Source organism: Zoogloea sp., from assembly GCF_041908905.1.
GTDB lineage: Bacteria > Pseudomonadota > Gammaproteobacteria > Burkholderiales > Rhodocyclaceae > Zoogloea.
On record NZ_JAYREK010000005.1, the window covers coordinates 137,609 to 153,520 of the forward strand.

Genomic DNA, 15,912 nt, shown 5'->3' on the forward strand with positions numbered 1-15,912 from the left:
CGCATACAAGTACAAAGAGAAAGGGCAGTAATGGCGGAGAAGAAAACGAGCGGAGAGAAACTCCTGTATTGCTCGTTCTGCGGCAAGAGCCAGCACGAAGTCCGCAAGCTGATCGCGGGTCCTTCCGTGTTCATCTGCGACGAGTGCATCGAGCTCTGCAACGACATCATTCGCGACGAGATTACTGCTGATACCGGCGGCGCCAAGGGCGTCAAGGGCGAGCTTCCGTCTCCCAAGGAAATCAGCGCGATCCTCGACCAGTACGTGATCGGGCAGTCGGCGGCAAAGCGCATCCTGTCGGTGGCGGTGTACAACCACTACAAGCGCCTGCGTCACCTCTCCAAGACCCACGACGAGGTGGAACTCTCGAAGAGCAACATCCTGCTGGTCGGCCCCACCGGCTCCGGCAAGACGCTGCTCGCCCAGACCCTGGCCCGTCTGCTCAACGTGCCCTTCGTGATGGCCGACGCTACGACCCTCACCGAAGCCGGCTACGTGGGCGAGGACGTCGAGAACATCATCCAGAAGCTGCTGCAGAAGTGCGACTACGAGGTCGACAAGGCCCAGCAGGGCATTGTCTACATCGACGAGATCGACAAGATCTCCCGCAAGTCCGACAACCCCTCCATCACCCGCGACGTGTCGGGCGAGGGCGTGCAGCAGGCCCTGCTCAAGCTCATCGAGGGCACCATCGCCTCGGTGCCGCCCCAGGGCGGCCGCAAGCACCCGAACCAGGACTTCGTGCAGGTGGATACCACCAACATCCTGTTCGTCTGCGGCGGCGCCTTCGACGGCCTCGACAAGGTGATCCGCAACCGTACCGAGCAGGTCGGCATCGGTTTCGGCGCCGAGGTGAAGAGCCGCGAGAACAAGAACGTCTCCGAGTCGCTGCGCAACGTCGAGCCGGAGGATCTCATCAAGTTCGGCCTGATCCCCGAACTGATCGGTCGTCTGCCCGTCGTCGCCACCCTGCAGGAGCTCGACGAGCCGGCGCTGATCCAGATCCTCATCGAGCCCAAGAACGCCCTCATCAAGCAATACCAGAAACTGTTCTCGATGGAAGGCGTCGAACTCGAGGTGCGCCCGGCGGCCCTGCAGGCCATCGCCCGCAAGGCCCTGAAGCGCAAGACCGGGGCCCGCGGCCTGCGTTCCATCCTTGAAGGCGTGCTGCTCGACACCATGTACGAGCTGCCCTCCATGGAGAACGTGGCCAAGGTGGTGATCGACGAAGGCATGATCGACGGCGGCGCCCAGCCGATCCTGATCTACGCCGATCAACCCAAGGTTTCCGGCTCCAACTGACGTCAGGCAGATTTTTGCAGTCCCGCTGCTTGAATTGATGTGCTAGGGCCCCATATGGGGCCTTAGTGCCTTTAAAGGAATAATCATGTCGAGCACCCTTGACCTCCCCGAAGAACAGATCGAGCTCCCGCTGCTGCCCCTGCGGGACGTGGTCGTCTTCCCGCATATGGTGATCCCGCTGTTCGTGGGGCGCCCCAAGTCCATCAAGGCGCTCGAGAACGCGATGGAGGCCGGCAAGAGCATCCTGCTGGTGGCCCAGAAATCTGCCGCCAAGGACGAGCCCTCGGCCGAAGACCTCTACGACCTCGGTTGCATCGCCAACATCCTGCAGATGCTCAAGCTGCCTGACGGCACCGTGAAGGTGCTGGTCGAGGGCGTGCAGCGTGCCCGCGTGGTTTCCGTCGACGACCTGCGCACGGTGTTCGTCGCCAAGGCCCAGCCGCTGCCGGCCGCCGAGGCGCCCAACAACGAAGTCGAGGCGATGCGCCGGGCGATCATCAGCCAGTTCGACCAGTACGTTAAGCTCAACAAGAAGATCCCGCCCGAGATCCTCAGCTCCCTGTCGGGCATCGAGGACCCGGGCCGGCTCGCCGACACCATCGCCGCCCACCTGCCGCTCAAGCTCGAGCAGAAGCAGGAGATCCTCGAGATGTTCGACGCGGGCGAGCGCCTCGAGCGCCTGCTCAACCAGCTCGAGACCGAGCTCGACATCCTGCAGGTCGAGAAGCGCATCCGCGGCCGCGTCAAGCGCCAGATGGAGAAGAGCCAGCGCGAGTACTACCTCAACGAGCAGGTCAAGGCCATCCAGAAGGAGCTCGGCGAGGGCGAGGACGGCGCCGACCTCGAGGAGATGGACAAGAAGATCAAGGCCGCCGGCATGACCAAGGAGGCCATGGCCAAGGCCCAGGCCGAGCTCAAGAAGCTGCGCCTGATGTCGCCGATGTCCGCCGAGGCTACTGTGGTCCGCAACTACATCGAGACCCTGGTCGGCCTGCCCTGGAAGAAGAAGTCCCGCATCAGCAAGGATCTGGCCGAAGCCGAGAAGATCCTCGACAAGGAGCACTACGGCCTCGAGAAGGTCAAGGAGCGCATCCTCGAATACCTCGCCGTGCAGCAGCGTGTCGACAAGCTGAAGGCGCCGATCCTGTGCCTGGTCGGCCCCCCGGGCGTCGGCAAGACTTCGCTGGGCCAGTCGGTCGCCCGTGCCACCAATCGCAAGTTCGTGCGCATGAGCCTCGGCGGCGTGCGCGACGAGGCCGAGATCCGTGGCCACCGGCGTACCTACATCGGCTCGATGCCGGGCAAGATCCTGCAGAACATGTCCAAGGTGGCGGTACGCAACCCGCTGTTCCTGCTCGATGAAGTGGACAAGATGGGCCAGGATTTCCGCGGCGATCCGTCGTCGGCGCTGCTCGAGGTGCTCGACCCGGAGCAGAACTCCACCTTCGTCGACCACTACATCGAAGTCGAATACGACCTGTCCGACGTGATGTTCGTGGCCACCGCCAACACCCTCAACATCCCGGCCCCGCTGCTCGACCGGATGGAAGTCATCCGCCTGTCCGGCTACACGGAAGACGAGAAGGTGAACATCGCCGAGCGTTATCTCGTCCCGAAGCAGATGAAGAACAACGGGATCAAGCGCGAGGAGCTGTCGGTCACCGAGGACGCCATCCGCGACATCGTGCGCTTCTACACCCGCGAGGCGGGTGTGCGCGGCCTCGAGCGCGAGATCTCCAAGGTGTGCCGCAAGGTGGTCAAGGCCCTGGTGCTGGGCAAGCGCAAGTCCAAGGTCATCGTCAATGCCAAGAGCCTCGACAAGTACCTGGGCGTGCACAAGTACAGCTTCGGCGTGGCCGAGAAGGAAAACCAGATCGGCCAGGTCACCGGCCTCGCCTGGACCGAGGTGGGTGGCGAGCTGCTCACCGTCGAAGCCGTGGCGCTGCCGGGCAAGGGCAAGATCATCACCACCGGCAAGCTCGGCGAGGTGATGCAGGAGTCCATCCAGGCCGCCCTGTCGGTGGTGCGCCGGCGCTCCAAGTCGCTTGGCATCGCCGAAGACTTCTACCAGAAGTCCGACATCCACATCCACCTGCCGGAAGGCGCGATCCCCAAGGACGGTCCGTCCGCCGGCATCGCGATCTGTTCGGGCCTGGTGTCGGTGCTCACCGGCATCCCGGTGCGCTGTGACGTGGCCATGACCGGCGAGATCACCCTGCGCGGCGAGGTGCTGCCCATCGGCGGCCTCAAGGAGAAGCTGCTGGCCGCGGTGCGCGGCGGCATCCGCCGGGCGCTGATCCCCCAGGAGAACGTCAAGGATCTCACCGAGATCCCCGACAACGTCAAGAACGAGCTCGAGATCATTCCGGTCAAGTGGATCGACCAGGTTCTCGAGCACGCCCTCGAGCGCATGCCCGAGCCGCTGCCCGAAGCCGCCCAGGCCGACGTCGCGGCGGTGGCCCAGCCCGCCGAGGCGGCCGCCGACAACGGCGGCGTCGTGAAGCACTAAACCCCTGCCGCAAGCATCCGAAAAAGGCCGGTCTTCGCACCGGCCTTTTTTGTCTGCCCTTCAGCACATCACCAGGAGAAACTCCATGCGGATCAAGAGGCTATTGGGCGCCCTGGGCGCCCTGGGCGTCCTTGTGGCGGCCGGCAGCGCCTTTGGCGAGGATACTCGCCAGCTCGTGACGATGCCGGCGCCCGCCCAGGCCGCCCTGCGCCAGGAGATGCTCGGCAACCTGCTGGCCATCAACGAGGTGACGACCCTGCTCGCCGAGGGCAAGCTCGCCGAAGCGGGGCAACTGGCGGAGGAAAAGCTGGGGATCGCGTCGATGGGCAAGCACCGGACGCAGCCGCTGGAGGCCCGGCCCGGCGCCCACATGCCAGCGGCGATGCACGAGATCGGCATGGCGGGGCACCGCGCGGCTTCGGATTTCGCCCGGGCTGCCGCGGCCGGCGACCGGGAGCAGGCGCTGGCCCGCCTGCCGGGCCTCACCGCCGGCTGCGTGGCCTGCCACCACGCCTACCGCCTGCACTAGCCGGCGGCCAGCCGGCGCCGCCACATCAGGACGATGGTCAGCGCCGCCACGCTGCCCACGGCCGGCAGCGCATACAGGTTGAGGGTCGACCACCCCTGGCCGAGGACCAGCGCCCCGGCCGACACCGACGAGACGGCCTGCACCGCGAACACCATGAAGTCGTTGCTGCCCTGGACCATCGCCCGCTCCGCCGGCCGGTAGGTCTCGGTGAGCAGGGTGGTCCCACCGATGTACAGGAAGTTCCAGCCGATCCCGAGCAGGAACAGCGCCCACCAGAAGTGCAGCAGCGAGACACCGCCCGAAGCCAGCCCGATGCAGCCCAGCATCAGCGCCGCCCCGGCCAGCAGCACCGGCAGCACGCCGACGCGGCGGATCAGGGTGCCGGTGAAGAAGGAGGGCGCGTACATTCCCAGCACGTGCCATTGCAGCACGAAAGCCACGTCGCCGAAGCCCAGCCCGCAGACGTCCATCGCCAGCGGCGTGGCGGCCATCAGCAGGTTCATCGTGCCGTAGCCGATGGCGGCGGCCAGCACCGCGACGATGAAGGCCGGCTGGCGGGCGATCTCCGCCCACGGACGGCTGCCTTCGCGGCTGTGCGTCGCCGCGGTCTCGTCGGGGATCTTCAGCATCGCCGCGATCAGCAGCGCGATCAGCGCGAAGGCCGACAGCGAGGCGTAGGTGGTGAGGAACTCGGCGCCCCAGGCGTTGCGTGTCAGGTTGCCGAGGGCGGGGCCGATGAAGCCGCCCATGATGCCGCCGGCCAGGGTGTAGGAGATGGCCTTGGGTTTCCAGTCGGCGGGCGCCATGTCGGCGGCGGCGAAGCGGTACTGCAGGCCGAAGGCGTTGTAGCCGCCGGCGGTGAAGGTGCCCAGGCAGAGCAGCCAGAAGCTCTGGACATGCACCGCCTGGGCGCACAGCAGCCCGCCGCAGATGCCGAGCACTGCGCCCAACATGAAGCCTGCCCGCCGGCCGAAGCGCCGCATGAAGCGGGAGGCCGGCAGCGTGAGCAGCGCCGCGCCGATCACGTAGCCGGTGATCGTCAGCGTGGCGAGGGTGGGGGTCGGTGCCAGCTGGCGTCCAACCAGGCCATTGACGGCGATCAGGGTGACACCGTTGCAGAGCAGCATGCCCTGGCAGGCGGCCAGCAGGAGGATGTTGCGGAGGAGCGTGCGGTCGATCATCAGGGGGGAGTCCGGCTGGAGGAGGAGAGCGCCGCCGCCGGTTGTGCGGGCCGGTGGGCGTCTTTGCAGGCAAAGGTAGCACAGGGCGCGCCCGCACCTCCGCCAACTTGAGTTCCGGTGCTCAGCCCCCCCGGGGCCTGTCTCGCGCTGGCTGGCCGATCTCCTCCCACTGTGCGGCCCGCACTGTGCGTGCGGCCGGGGCCGGGATCACCCCGGTGGTAAGGAGGGTAGCGCGGTGCCAAGGGCCGGGAGGACGCTGCCTGACCGACGTTCGGCCATGCGAGGGGGTGTGCTCAGGGCCGGCGATCGGTGCGGTGGATTTTCTCGGGGTTCATCCTGCTGCTCCACGGCAGGCCACTGTTCTGCCAGCCGCCCTGGAGGCGCAGCCCGGCCTGGGGGCCGTCCTTGAGGGCCGGGCCCTGGAAGCCGTCGATCACGAAGCGGGCGTTGGGGTAGCCGTTGGCGCGCAGGAAGGCGGCGCTGGGTTCGCCCCGCTCGCTGCCGGAGCGGCACATGGTGATGATCTCCGCGTCCCTGCCAAGCCCGCGCCGGTCGAGCTCGGCCTGGATCTGGCGGAGGAAGTCGGGGTTCTGGTGGAGCCGGAAGATGTTGCGCTTGTCGTCCCACGCGCTGCGGTCCACCAGCAGGAAGGGCACGTTCACGTGCGCGACGTCGGTGAAGCCGACGAACATGATCTCCACCGGGTCGCGTACGTCCACGAACAGGATGTTCTTGTCCCCCCGGGTGACACGCAGGTAGGTTTCGCCGGGGGCGATCGCGATGTCGATGGCCAGGGCCGGCAGGCTGGCGAGGCCGAGGGTGGCGGCGACAAGCAGTTGCTTGAGCATGGGGTTCTCCGGGTGAAAGGGGGGCGGGCCTCAGCGCAGGCCGAGCAGGGTCTTGAGCTGGGTGGCGTCCTGGGCGTGATCCACGCGCGACACCTTGCCGTCGCCGAGGCGGATCACCGACACGGCGCCCTTCTGGCGCGGGAGGTCGGCCAGCACGCCGGCCTCCCGGGCGAGGCCGATCGGAAAGGGCAGGCCGCGCATGGCGGGCAACGCGAACATGCGGGTGACCAGCGCCGGCATGCCGCTGATGTCCGCCAGGTAGACCGCCTGCAGGCGTTCGAGAACCCCTTCCTTCTCGTTGCCGAGCACCTCGTTGGCCAGGTCGCTGGCGGCCTTGTCGGCGGCAAAGATGACGAGCCGGGTGTCGGGCTGCACGCTCACCGGCTTGCCATGCTGATCCTCCAGGCTGAAGGCTGGCAGGGCGCTCCCGATGCCGTAGGGGGCCGCCAGGCTGGCGAGCGGCAGGCCCATTGCGAGGGAGAGGGCGGCGAAGTGGAGGCGGGCGGTGCGCATGACGGGGTTTCCTTGGGCAAGAAGGGGGTAATGGTCCGACCGGGCATCAGTGCTGGGCCTTCAGGACGACCGCGACGGCCAGCGCGACGGCGCAGGTCCACCCGGAAAAGACGACGCGCCAGAGCACATGGTACGGCACGAAGCCCACGCCGCGGACCAGGCCGGCGCTCATGGCCAGGAGCAGGGCCAGCGCCAGGGCGTGGTCTGCCTTGCCGGTCATGTCTGCCATCAGGGGTGGGTACAGCGTGCCGACGAGCATGATCGCGAGCGCGGCGAGCAGGCTGGGCAGGTGCATCCGGGGCGGCATGGGGGGCGGCGTGACGTGGGGCATGGGCTTGCCTTCGGGCCGTCAAGCGACGGGTTTCGTTGCTTGACCGGGCGAGTGGCCGCAGGCGCCCACGGGGCTGCCGGTGTGGTCCCGGTTGCGCATGTGCTCGGCCATCGCGGCAAAGCGCATCAGCAGCGCGTCGTGTAGGTCGGGATCATCGCCGGCCACCTCGGCCAGGGCTTCGGCGAGGGCCGCCATCCAGGCGTCGCGCTCGGCCGGGCCGATGGGAAAGGGGAAGTGGCGGCGCCGCATCATCGGCTCGCCGTACAGGGGCCGGTAGCGGTCCGGCCCGCCCAGCCAGCCGCTCAGGAAGGCGCCCAGCCGGCGCTTGACCTCGCCGAGGTCCGGCCCGTGGAGGCGGTGGGCCTCGTGGGCCTCGGGCAGGTGCTCCATCCAGTGGTAGAGGCGGTCGACCAGCTGCTCGATGCCCGCGTCGCCCAGGCGGGCGTAGAGATCAGCGCTCATCGGCGGGCTGCCTCGTGGATTCGCGGCTGGCCTCGTGCTCGGCCCACAGGGCGTTGACGATCGCCAGCAGCACGGCGAAACCGATGCCCAGGATCCAGGTGAAATACCACATGTCGTGTTCTCCTCAGTAGGCCGAATGGCTGTTTTCGCGCACGTAGGCGGCGGTCACCTTGCCGCCCATCACCCGGTAGGCCCAGCTGGTGTACAGGATGATGATGGGCATGAAGATCAGCGTCGCCCACAGCATGATGCCGAGGGTGCGCTGGCTGGAGACGCTGTCCCACACGGTGAGGCTGGCGTCGGGGTCGATGGACGAAGGCATGATGAAGGGGAACAGCGCCGCCCCGGCGGTGCCGATCACCCCGGCGATGGCCAGCGACGAGGCCCAGAAGGCCGCCATCGTGCGCCCGGAGCGTGCCAGGGCCTGGGCGGCGATCACCCCGGCAAAGCCCAGCACCGGCAGCGCCAGCGTGGCCGGGTAGCGGCGGTAGTTGGCGAACCATGCGCCGGCCTCCCGCACCACCGTCTTGGCCAGCGGGTTGGGCAAGGCCGCGCCATCGACCGCCGACTGGATCACGTAGCCGGGGATCGCCATCCACAGCCACACCCCGGCGGCGGCAAAGGCCAGCACCAGCAGCCCGCCGAAGAAGCCGGCAGCCCGCAGGGCCCGCCACTGGATCTCGCCCTGGGTGCGATGGGTCAGGTAGATGGCGCCATGGAAGGTGATCAGGGCCGTCGACACCACGCCGCACAGCAGCGCGAAGGGGTTGAGCAGCGCCCAGAAGCTGCCCGAGTAGGTGGACACCAGATGATCGTCGAAGGTGAAGGGCACGCCCTGAAAGAGGTTGCCGAAGGCCACCCCGAAGATCAGCGGCGGTACCGCCCCGCCGACAAACAGCCCCCAGTCCCAGGTGTTGCGCCAGGTGGGGTGGTGGATCTTGCTGCGGTAGTCGAAGCCCACCGGGCGGAAGAACAGTGCCCACAGCACGGCCAGCATCGCCCAGTAGAAGCCCGAGAAGGCGGTGGCGTACACCAGCGGCCACGCGGCGAAGATCGCGCCGCCGCCGGTGATGAACCACACCTGGTTGCCGTCCCAGTGGGGGCCGACGGTATTGATCACCACCCGCCGCTCGGTGTCGTTCTTGCCGACGAAGGGCAGCAGGGTGCCGACGCCCATGTCGTGGCCGTCCATGATCGCAAAGCCCGCCAGCAGCACGCCGACGAGCAGCCACCAGATGAGCTTGAGGGTTTCGTAGTCCAGCATTGTCGTCTCTCCGGTTCAGGCGTGGGCTTCGTTGGCGTAGCGGCCGGTGCCGAGGCTGCCGGGGCCTTGTCTGGCGAAGCGCACCATCAGGTACATCTCGACCACCAGCAGCACGGTGTAGAAGCCGACAAAGCCGGCCAGCGACCCGTACAGGCTGTCGACGCTGAGGGTGGACACCGACAGGTGGGTGGGCAGCACGCCGTAGATGGTCCACGGCTGGCGGCCGTATTCGGCCACGAACCAGCCCACCTCGCAGGCGATCCACGGCATCGGCAGCGACAGCAGCGCGGCCCGCAGCAGCCAGGGCTTGTCGGCAAAGTCGCCTTTCACGGAGTGCCACAGGGCCAGGCCAAAGACGAGCAGCATCGCGAGGCCCAGCGCCACCATCAGGCGGAAGCTCCAGAACAGCGGGGCTACCCTGGGCACGGTGTCGTGCATCGCCCTGTCGATGAGCGCCGGGGTGACCTGGCTGAAATCGCTCACGTATTTCTTGAGCAGCAGCCCGAAGCCCAGGTCGGCCTTGTGTGCCTCGAAGCGTTCCCGTGCGGCGCTGTCGCTGGCGTTCTTGCGCAGCAGGTCGAGGGCCTTGACGGCCTCGATGCCCGACACGATGCGTTCCCGGTTCTTGAGCTTGATCTCCTTGATGCCCGGGATCTGCCTGTCCACCGAGCGGGTGCCGATGAGGCCCATCACCCACGGGATCTCGATCGCGAAGTCGTTCTTCATCTCCGTTTCATTGGGCACGGCGACGAGGTTGAAGGCGGCCGGCGCGGGCTCGGTTTCCCACATGGCCTCCATCGCCGCCAGTTTGGTCTGCTGGGCCTCGCCGACCGTGTAGCCGGATTCGTCGCCGAGCACGATCACCGAGCACACCGATGCAAAGCCGAAGGCCGCCGCGATGCCGAAGCTGCGTTTGGCAAACTCCACGTCGCGACGCTTGAGCAGGTACCACGACGAGATCGACAGCACGAACATGGCCCCCGTCACATAGCCCGCCGACACGGTGTGCACGAACTTGGCCTGGGCGTCCGGGTTGAACACCACCGCCCAGAAGTCGGTCATCTCCATGCGCATCGTCACGTAGCTGAACTCGGCGCCCACCGGGTTCTGCATCCAGCCGTTGGCGATCAGGATCCACAGCGCCGACAGGTTGGTCCCCAGCGCCATCAGCAGGGTGACGAGCAGGTGCTGCTTGCGCGACAGGCGGTCCCAGCCGAAGAAGAACAGGCCGATCATTGTGGACTCGAGAAAGAACGCCATCAGCCCCTCGATGGCCAGCGGCGCCCCGAAGATGTCGCCCACGTAGTGGGAGTAATAGGCCCAGTTGGTGCCGAACTGGAACTCCAGGGTGATCCCGGTGGTGACGCCCAGCGCGAAGTTGATGCCGAAGAGCTTGCCCCAGAAACGGGTCATGTCCTTGTAGAGGGGTTTGCCGGTCAGTACATAGACCGACTCCATGATGACCAGCATCCACACCATGCCGATGGTCAGCGGCACGAAGAGGAAGTGGTAGAGGGCAGTGGCGGCAAACTGCAGCCGCGAGAGGTCGACCAGTTGTTCACTGACCATCGGGTGCTCCTTGCGAAACGGGGTTGGGGGCGAACTGCCTGGAGACCGCGGCCGGATCGACGGCCACGCCCGCGTCGCGGACGAAGCACCACCACAGGGCGAGGATCGCCGCGAGCTTGAGGGCGATGATCCAGCCCAGGTGACGGCGCAGGGGTGAGTCGGGGTTGGGCACGGTCTGGCAGCCTCGATGTTTTGTAAGAAGGGCTAATCAAGAGCCGTGCCATTCTGCCCATCTGCCTTAAACACGTCCTGTATCAAGGGCTTGCATTTTGTCGCAGGTGACAATTGGCCGCAGCCGATTGACCGCCAGGCGCTGCCGTGACAGCATCTGGCAGATTATTTGGCAGAAAATCAGCGCCATGGCAGACAGCCCCCAGCCCTTGCCCGAACTCGTCTCCTTCCTCGAGACCCTGCCCGAGCCGCACATCCTGTGCGACCGCCACTACCGCATCCTGGCTGCCAACGCCGCCTATCGGGCCAACTGCGGCGCCGGGGACGAGCTCATCGGCCGCAAGTGCTTCGAGGTCTCCCACCGTTACCCGGTGCCCTGCGACCAGGCCGGCGAATCCTGCCCGCTGGCCCGCAGCCTCGAATCCGGCCAGCGGGAGCGCGTGGTCCATCTGCATCACACCTCCACCGGCGAGAGCTACGAGAACATCGAGCTGTCGCCGATCCGCGGCCGCGACGGGGAGATCGCGTATTTCATCGAGAAGCTGGAGCCGCTGCCGGTGGCCCGCGGCCTCGCCGACGCCCAGGGCCTGATCGGCCGCGCGCCGGCTTTCCGGCACATGCTGGAGCTGGTCGCCCGGGTCGCGCCCTCCGACGCCACGGTGCTGCTCCAGGGCGAGTCGGGTACCGGCAAGGAACTCGTCGCCCAGGCCATCCACGAGGCCAGCCGGCGCACTGCGCGGCCCTTCGTGGCGGTGGACTGCGCCGGCCTCACCGAAACCCTCTTCGAGAGCGAGCTGTTCGGCCACGAGCGGGGCGCCTTCACCGGCGCCAGCGCGCGCAAGGTCGGGCTGGTGGAGGCGGCCAGCGGCGGCACGCTGTTCCTCGACGAGCTGGGTGACATCCCGTTGCCGATGCAGGTCAAGCTGCTGCGCCTGCTCGAAACCGGCACCTACCGGCGGGTGGGCGGCACCGAGCTGATCCGTGCCGACATCCGCCTGATCTCCGCCACCCACCAGCCGCTGAAGGCCCGCGTGGCCGAAGGCCGCTTCAGGCAGGACCTGTTCTACCGCGTCAATGCCTTCCCGATCTGTCTGCCGGCCCTGCGCGAGCGGCGGGAAGACATCCCCCTGCTGGCGGAGGCGCTCCTCGGCCGGGTCGCCCCCGAGCGGGTGCTGCGGCTCGACGCCGAGGCGTTGGCCTGCCTGCAGGCCTACGATTACCCGGGCAACGTGCGGGAGCTGCGCAACATTCTCGAACGGGCCAGCCTGATGTGCGACGGCGACACCGTGCAGCGCCGTCACCTGCCCGATGAGCTGGGCGAGCCCGGCGGGGCGGAGGGGGCGCCGCTTGTCCGCCGCCCGCCACGCAGCGCGCCTCCCCGCACGCTGAGCGATGCGGAGCTCGCCGGCCTGCTGCGCAGCTATCCGGGCTCCCGCCGGGCCCTCGCCGCCGAGCTGGGGATGAGCGAACGGACGCTCTACCGGCGGATCCGCAAGCTGCCCTGAGCGGCGTCCACCCACGCCGCCCGGACGCAACAAGCCCCGCCGGGCTGAGCTTCAGCCGGGCGGGGCCTGGAGGGGAGGCGGGGGCGTCAGATGCCGATCAGGCGCGGATCAGGTGGTCGAAGGCGCTGAGGGCGGCGGTGGCGCCGGCGCCCATCGCGATGATGATCTGCTTGTAGGGCACGGTGGTGCAGTCGCCGGCGGCGAACACGCCCGGCACCGAGGTCTGGCCCCTGGCGTCGATGATGATCTCGCCGTGCTTCGACAGCTCGACGGTGCCCTTCAGCCAGTCGGTGTTGGGCAGCAGGCCGATCTGCACGAAGATGCCTTCGAGCTCGACCACCTGCTCGCTGCCGCTCACCCGGTCCTTGTAGCGGATGCCGGTCACCTTCTGGCCGTCGCCGAGCACCTCGGTGGTCTGGGCCTGCTTGATCACCGTGACGTTGGGCAGGCTGGCCAGCTTGTCCTGCAGCACCGCGTCGGCGCGCAGCTGGTCGGCGAACTCCAGCAGGGTCACGTGGCTGACGATGCCGGCCAGGTCGATGGCCGCCTCGACCCCCGAGTTGCCGCCGCCGATCACCGCCACGCGCTTGCCCTTGAAGAGCGGGCCGTCACAGTGGGGGCAGAAGCACACGCCCTTGGCCTTGTACTCGGCCTCGCCGGGCACGTTCATCTCGCGCCAGCGGGCGCCGGTGGACAGGATCACCGTCTTGCTCTTGAGGGTCGCGCCGTTCTCGAGCTGGATCTCGATGAGCTCGCCCGGCACCAGCCTGGTGGCGCGCTGCAGGTTCATCACATCCACCGCGTATTCCTTGACGTGCTGCTCCAGCGCCGCGACCAGCTTCGGCCCCTCGGTGTGCTGCACCGAGATGAAGTTCTCGATGCCCAGGGTGTCCATCACCTGGCCGCCGAAGCGCTCGGCCAGCACGCCGGTGCGGATGCCCTTGCGGGCCGCATACACCGCCGCCGCCGCGCCGGCCGGGCCGCCGCCGACGACGAGCACGTCGAAGGCATCCTTCTGGCCGATCTCGGCGGCGGCGCGGGCGCCGGCGCCGGTGTCGAGCTTGGCGACGATCTCCTCGATGCTCATGCGGCCCTGGCCGAAGGACTCGCCGTTGAGGAAGACGGTGGGCACCGCCATGATCTGGCGCTCCTCGACGAGGCCCTGGAACAGCGCGCCGTCGATCATCGTGCTGGTGACGCCGGGGTTCACCACGGCCATCAGGTTGAGGGCCTGCACCACGTCCGGGCAGTTGTGGCAGGACAGCGAGATGAAGGTCTCGAAGTTGAAGGTGCCGGGCAGGGCCTTGATCTGCTCGATCACCGCCGCGTCGACCTTGGGCGGGTGGCCGCCGGTCTGCAGCAGGGCCAGCACCAGGGAGGTGAACTCGTGGCCCATCGGGATGCCGGCGAAGTGGATGCGCGGGGCCTCGCCCGGCTCGGCGACGCCGAAGGACGGGCGCAGGGCGTGCTGGCCGTCGGTGCGCAGGGCGACCTTGGCGGAGAGGCTGGCGATGTCGGCGAGCAGGGCGTGGAGTTCCTGGCCCTTGGCGCTGTCGTCCAGGGAGGCGACGAGTTCGATGGGGCGCTGCAGGCGTTCGAGGTAGGCCGCGAGTTGAGCCTTGATGGTGGCGTCGAGCATGGTGTTCTCCCTTCAGAATTCAGAAAATGGTGGATCCCGTCGCGAAGCGCCCGCCGGGCGGGCGCTTGACGCTGGAATCCGCGCCGGCCGGGCCGGCGGGGTGTACCTGTCAGTTTAGATCTTGCCGACCAGGTCGAGGGAGGGGGCGAGGGTGGCTTCGCCTTCCTTCCACTTGGCGGGGCAGACTTCGCCCGGGTGGCTCGCCACGTACTGGGCGGCCTTGACCTTGCGGAGCAGCTCGCTGGCGTCGCGGCCGATGCCCAGGTCGTGGATCTCGGCAACCTTGATCTCGCCTTCCGGGTTCACCACGAAGGTGCCGCGCAGCGCCAGGCCTTCTTCCTCGATCATCACGTCGAAGCCGCGGGTGATCGCGCCGGTGGGGTCGCCGATCATCGGGTAGGCGATCTTCTTGATGGTGTCGGAGGCGTCGTGCCAGGCCTTGTGGGTGAAGTGGGTGTCGGTGGACACCGAGTACACCTCGACGCCGAGCTTCTGGAACTCGGGGTACAGGTCGGCCATGTCGCCGAGCTCGGTCGGGCACACGAAGGTGAAGTCGGCCGGGTAGAAGAAGAAGATCGACCACTTGCCCTGCAGGTCGGTGTCGGTGACGGTGATGAACTTGCCGTTGTGGTAGGCCTCGGCCTTGAAGGGCTTCACTTTGCTGTTGATGATCGCCATGTCGTTTGCTCCTGGGTTGAAGTTGAAAGACAACGGAACGAATATTAGAAAACCTCCGTCGATTGATCCAATTGATTGACGGAATGATCGCGATTCTTTTTTTCTATTGAAGCCCGGTGTCCTTGATTCGCGCGCCGAGAGGTGGGAGCCTTGGCGTTTTGGACCCCTCAGGAGAACTGCCATGAACGGAGATCCGGGCATCATCGCCATCCTCGACGAGTTGCTGGCGGGCGAGCTCACCGCCGTCGATCAATACCTGATCCACGGCGAGCTGTATTCCGACATGGGCTACGGCCGGCTGGCCGGGAAAGCCCTCCACGAGTCCGAGCACGAGAAGCAGCACGCCCGCGCGATCATCCAGCGCATCGTGTTCCTCGGCGGCGTGGCCCACGTGGACAAGCGCCAGCCGATGACGGTGGGCCAGACCGTGCCCGACATGCTGAAGGCCGACCTGGCGCTGGAGTACCACGTGGTCGGCGAACTGAAGAAGGCCATCGCCGCCTGCGAGCAGGCCCGCGACTACGTGACCCGCGACATGCTGCGGGTCCAGCTCGAGGACACCGAGATGGACCACGCCTACTACCTCGAGAAGCAGCTGCGCCTGATCGACGCCGTCGGCCTCGCCAACTACCTGCAGAGCCAGATGGGCCCGGCTCCGGCCGAGCCGGTCTGAGGAGGCGCCACCATGAAAGGCACCAAAACCGTCGTCGGCATGCTTAACAAGGTGCTGACCAACGAACTGACCGCCATCAACCAGTATTTCCTGCACGCCCGCATGTTCGGCAACTGGGGCTTCGAGCGGCTCGACGAGTACAACTACAAGCAGTCGATCCGGGTGATGAAGGAGGCCGACACGCTGATCGGCCGTGTCCTCTTCCTGGAGGGGCTGCCCAACCTGCAGAACCTGGGCAAGCTGCTGATCGGCGAGAACGTGGCCGAATGCCTCGCCAACGACCTGCGCTACGAGCAGGAGATCCAGCGCCCGCTGCTGGTCCAGGCCATCGCGCTGGCCGAGGCCGAAGCCGACTATGTAAGCCGCGACCTGCTGCAGGCGCTTCTGGAAGCCTGCGAGGCGGCCATCGACTGGCTGGAGACCCAGCTCGGCCTGATCGACGCGATCACCCTGCCCAACTATCTGCAGTCGCAGATCGAAGATTGAGTGGACGACCCCCGGTGCCGGCGCTCCGCGCCGTCACCGCCCCCCGCGGGGGCTGGCAGTAAAGCTTGGGGCGGCCCGGCGCTTTCCTGCCGGAGGACGACCCCCGGTGCCGGCGCTCCGCGCCGTCACCGCCCCCCGCGGGGGCTGGCAGTACAGCTTGGGGCGGCCCGGCGCTTTCCTGCCGGAGGACGACCCCCGGTGCCGGCGCTCCGCGCCGTCACCGCCCCCCGCGGGGGCTGGCAGTAAAGCTTG

Annotated in this window: 17 protein-coding genes; 6 read left to right on the forward strand and 11 right to left on the reverse strand. The window is 67.5% G+C overall.

Translation table 11 applies throughout. The features are described from left to right. The first annotated feature begins 30 nt into the window (after positions 1-30). The 3 genes from clpX to ACE3OU_RS05390 all read left to right on the forward strand — a co-directional run bounded on the left by clpX (position 31) and on the right by ACE3OU_RS05390 (position 4,340). On the forward strand, positions 31-1,302 hold the full coding sequence (clpX, locus tag ACE3OU_RS05380; protein ID WP_374240511.1) for an ATP-dependent Clp protease ATP-binding subunit ClpX: 1,272 nt from the start codon (positions 31-33) through the stop codon (positions 1,300-1,302). Positions 1,303-1,387: 85 nt separating this feature from the next. After that, positions 1,388-3,811 carry an endopeptidase La gene (gene lon / locus ACE3OU_RS05385; RefSeq protein ID WP_374240512.1) on the forward strand — a complete coding sequence of 808 codons (2,424 nt, stop codon included), beginning with the start codon at positions 1,388-1,390 and terminating at the stop codon, positions 3,809-3,811. 85 nt (positions 3,812-3,896) lie between these two features. After that, a complete protein-coding gene (locus ACE3OU_RS05390) occupies positions 3,897-4,340 on the forward strand; it encodes a cytochrome C (RefSeq protein WP_374240513.1) in 444 nt (147 codons plus the stop codon). On the opposite strand, the gene ACE3OU_RS05395 is transcribed toward ACE3OU_RS05390, so the two are convergent. The 9 genes from ACE3OU_RS05395 to cydP form a co-directional block, all read right to left on the reverse strand. Then, on the reverse strand, positions 4,337-5,521 hold the full coding sequence (locus tag ACE3OU_RS05395) for an MFS transporter (protein ID WP_374240514.1): 1,185 nt from the start codon (positions 5,519-5,521) through the stop codon (positions 4,337-4,339). The two genes, ACE3OU_RS05390 and ACE3OU_RS05395, sit on opposite strands and share 4 nt — an antisense overlap. 293 nt (positions 5,522-5,814) lie before the next feature. Next, entirely contained in the window at positions 5,815-6,369 is a 555-nt protein-coding gene (locus tag ACE3OU_RS05400) for a rhodanese-like domain-containing protein (protein WP_374240515.1), read from the reverse strand. Positions 6,370-6,399: 30 nt separating this feature from the next. Continuing rightward, positions 6,400-6,882, reverse strand: a complete 483-nt coding sequence (locus ACE3OU_RS05405) for a hypothetical protein (RefSeq protein ID WP_374240516.1) — start codon at positions 6,880-6,882, stop codon at positions 6,400-6,402. Between the two features lie 46 nt (positions 6,883-6,928). Continuing rightward, a complete protein-coding gene (locus ACE3OU_RS05410) occupies positions 6,929-7,213 on the reverse strand; it encodes a cyd operon YbgE family protein (RefSeq protein WP_374240517.1) in 285 nt (94 codons plus the stop codon). Between the two features lie 18 nt (positions 7,214-7,231). Continuing rightward, on the reverse strand, positions 7,232-7,675 hold the full coding sequence (locus ACE3OU_RS05415) for a globin (protein ID WP_374240518.1): 444 nt from the start codon (positions 7,673-7,675) through the stop codon (positions 7,232-7,234). After that, entirely contained in the window at positions 7,665-7,787 is a 123-nt protein-coding gene (cydX, locus tag ACE3OU_RS05420) for a cytochrome bd-I oxidase subunit CydX (protein ID WP_374240519.1), read from the reverse strand. The genes ACE3OU_RS05415 and cydX overlap by 11 nt, the downstream gene beginning before the upstream one ends. 12 nt (positions 7,788-7,799) lie before the next feature. Then, positions 7,800-8,939: a cytochrome d ubiquinol oxidase subunit II gene (gene cydB, locus ACE3OU_RS05425; RefSeq protein ID WP_374240520.1), complete on the reverse strand. Its 1,140-nt coding sequence runs from the start codon at positions 8,937-8,939 to the stop codon at positions 7,800-7,802. A gap of 15 nt (positions 8,940-8,954) precedes the next feature. Continuing rightward, positions 8,955-10,508, reverse strand: coding sequence for a cytochrome ubiquinol oxidase subunit I (locus ACE3OU_RS05430; protein WP_374240521.1), 1,554 nt, complete (start codon positions 10,506-10,508; stop codon positions 8,955-8,957). Further along, complete coding sequence (gene cydP, locus ACE3OU_RS05435; RefSeq protein WP_374240522.1) at positions 10,498-10,680, reverse strand: cytochrome oxidase putative small subunit CydP; 183 nt, start codon at positions 10,678-10,680, stop codon at positions 10,498-10,500. The genes ACE3OU_RS05430 and cydP overlap by 11 nt, the downstream gene beginning before the upstream one ends. A gap of 187 nt (positions 10,681-10,867) precedes the next feature. Between cydP and ACE3OU_RS05440 the strand changes: the two genes are divergently transcribed. Continuing rightward, a complete protein-coding gene (locus ACE3OU_RS05440) occupies positions 10,868-12,184 on the forward strand; it encodes a sigma-54 interaction domain-containing protein (RefSeq protein ID WP_374240523.1) in 1,317 nt (438 codons plus the stop codon). 97 nt (positions 12,185-12,281) lie between these two features. Here the strand turns inward: ACE3OU_RS05440 and ahpF are convergent, their stop codons facing one another. After that, positions 12,282-13,823: an alkyl hydroperoxide reductase subunit F gene (gene ahpF / locus ACE3OU_RS05445; protein ID WP_374240524.1), complete on the reverse strand. Its 1,542-nt coding sequence runs from the start codon at positions 13,821-13,823 to the stop codon at positions 12,282-12,284. A gap of 114 nt (positions 13,824-13,937) precedes the next feature. Then, positions 13,938-14,501 (reverse strand): alkyl hydroperoxide reductase subunit C, encoded by a 564-nt coding sequence (gene ahpC, locus ACE3OU_RS05450; protein ID WP_374240525.1) that lies wholly within the window; start codon positions 14,499-14,501, stop codon positions 13,938-13,940. A gap of 181 nt (positions 14,502-14,682) precedes the next feature. Between ahpC and bfr (ACE3OU_RS05455) the strand changes: the two genes are divergently transcribed. After that, entirely contained in the window at positions 14,683-15,174 is a 492-nt protein-coding gene (bfr, locus tag ACE3OU_RS05455) for a bacterioferritin (RefSeq protein WP_374240526.1), read from the forward strand. Positions 15,175-15,186: 12 nt separating this feature from the next. Then, positions 15,187-15,660: a bacterioferritin gene (gene bfr / locus ACE3OU_RS05460; RefSeq protein WP_374240527.1), complete on the forward strand. Its 474-nt coding sequence runs from the start codon at positions 15,187-15,189 to the stop codon at positions 15,658-15,660. The last annotated feature ends 252 nt before the right edge of the window (positions 15,661-15,912 follow it).

Coding starts and splice junctions, on each gene's coding strand:
- ACE3OU_RS05395 (WP_374240514.1), bottom strand. CDS start 5,521: ATGATCGACCGCACGCTCCTCCGCAACATCCTCCTGCTGGCCGCCTGC.
- ACE3OU_RS05410 (WP_374240517.1), bottom strand. CDS start 7,213: ATGCCCCACGTCACGCCGCCCCCCATGCCGCCCCGGATGCACCTGCCC.
- cydB (WP_374240520.1), bottom strand. CDS start 8,939: ATGCTGGACTACGAAACCCTCAAGCTCATCTGGTGGCTGCTCGTCGGC.
- lon (WP_374240512.1), top strand. CDS start 1,388: ATGTCGAGCACCCTTGACCTCCCCGAAGAACAGATCGAGCTCCCGCTG.
- ahpC (WP_374240525.1), bottom strand. CDS start 14,501: ATGGCGATCATCAACAGCAAAGTGAAGCCCTTCAAGGCCGAGGCCTAC.
- clpX (WP_374240511.1), top strand. CDS start 31: ATGGCGGAGAAGAAAACGAGCGGAGAGAAACTCCTGTATTGCTCGTTC.
- ACE3OU_RS05415 (WP_374240518.1), bottom strand. CDS start 7,675: ATGAGCGCTGATCTCTACGCCCGCCTGGGCGACGCGGGCATCGAGCAG.
- bfr (WP_374240527.1), top strand. CDS start 15,187: ATGAAAGGCACCAAAACCGTCGTCGGCATGCTTAACAAGGTGCTGACC.
- ACE3OU_RS05405 (WP_374240516.1), bottom strand. CDS start 6,882: ATGCGCACCGCCCGCCTCCACTTCGCCGCCCTCTCCCTCGCAATGGGC.
- ahpF (WP_374240524.1), bottom strand. CDS start 13,823: ATGCTCGACGCCACCATCAAGGCTCAACTCGCGGCCTACCTCGAACGC.
- ACE3OU_RS05440 (WP_374240523.1), top strand. CDS start 10,868: ATGGCAGACAGCCCCCAGCCCTTGCCCGAACTCGTCTCCTTCCTCGAG.
- ACE3OU_RS05430 (WP_374240521.1), bottom strand. CDS start 10,508: ATGGTCAGTGAACAACTGGTCGACCTCTCGCGGCTGCAGTTTGCCGCC.
- cydX (WP_374240519.1), bottom strand. CDS start 7,787: ATGTGGTATTTCACCTGGATCCTGGGCATCGGTTTCGCCGTGCTGCTG.
- ACE3OU_RS05400 (WP_374240515.1), bottom strand. CDS start 6,369: ATGCTCAAGCAACTGCTTGTCGCCGCCACCCTCGGCCTCGCCAGCCTG.
- ACE3OU_RS05390 (WP_374240513.1), top strand. CDS start 3,897: ATGCGGATCAAGAGGCTATTGGGCGCCCTGGGCGCCCTGGGCGTCCTT.
- bfr (WP_374240526.1), top strand. CDS start 14,683: ATGAACGGAGATCCGGGCATCATCGCCATCCTCGACGAGTTGCTGGCG.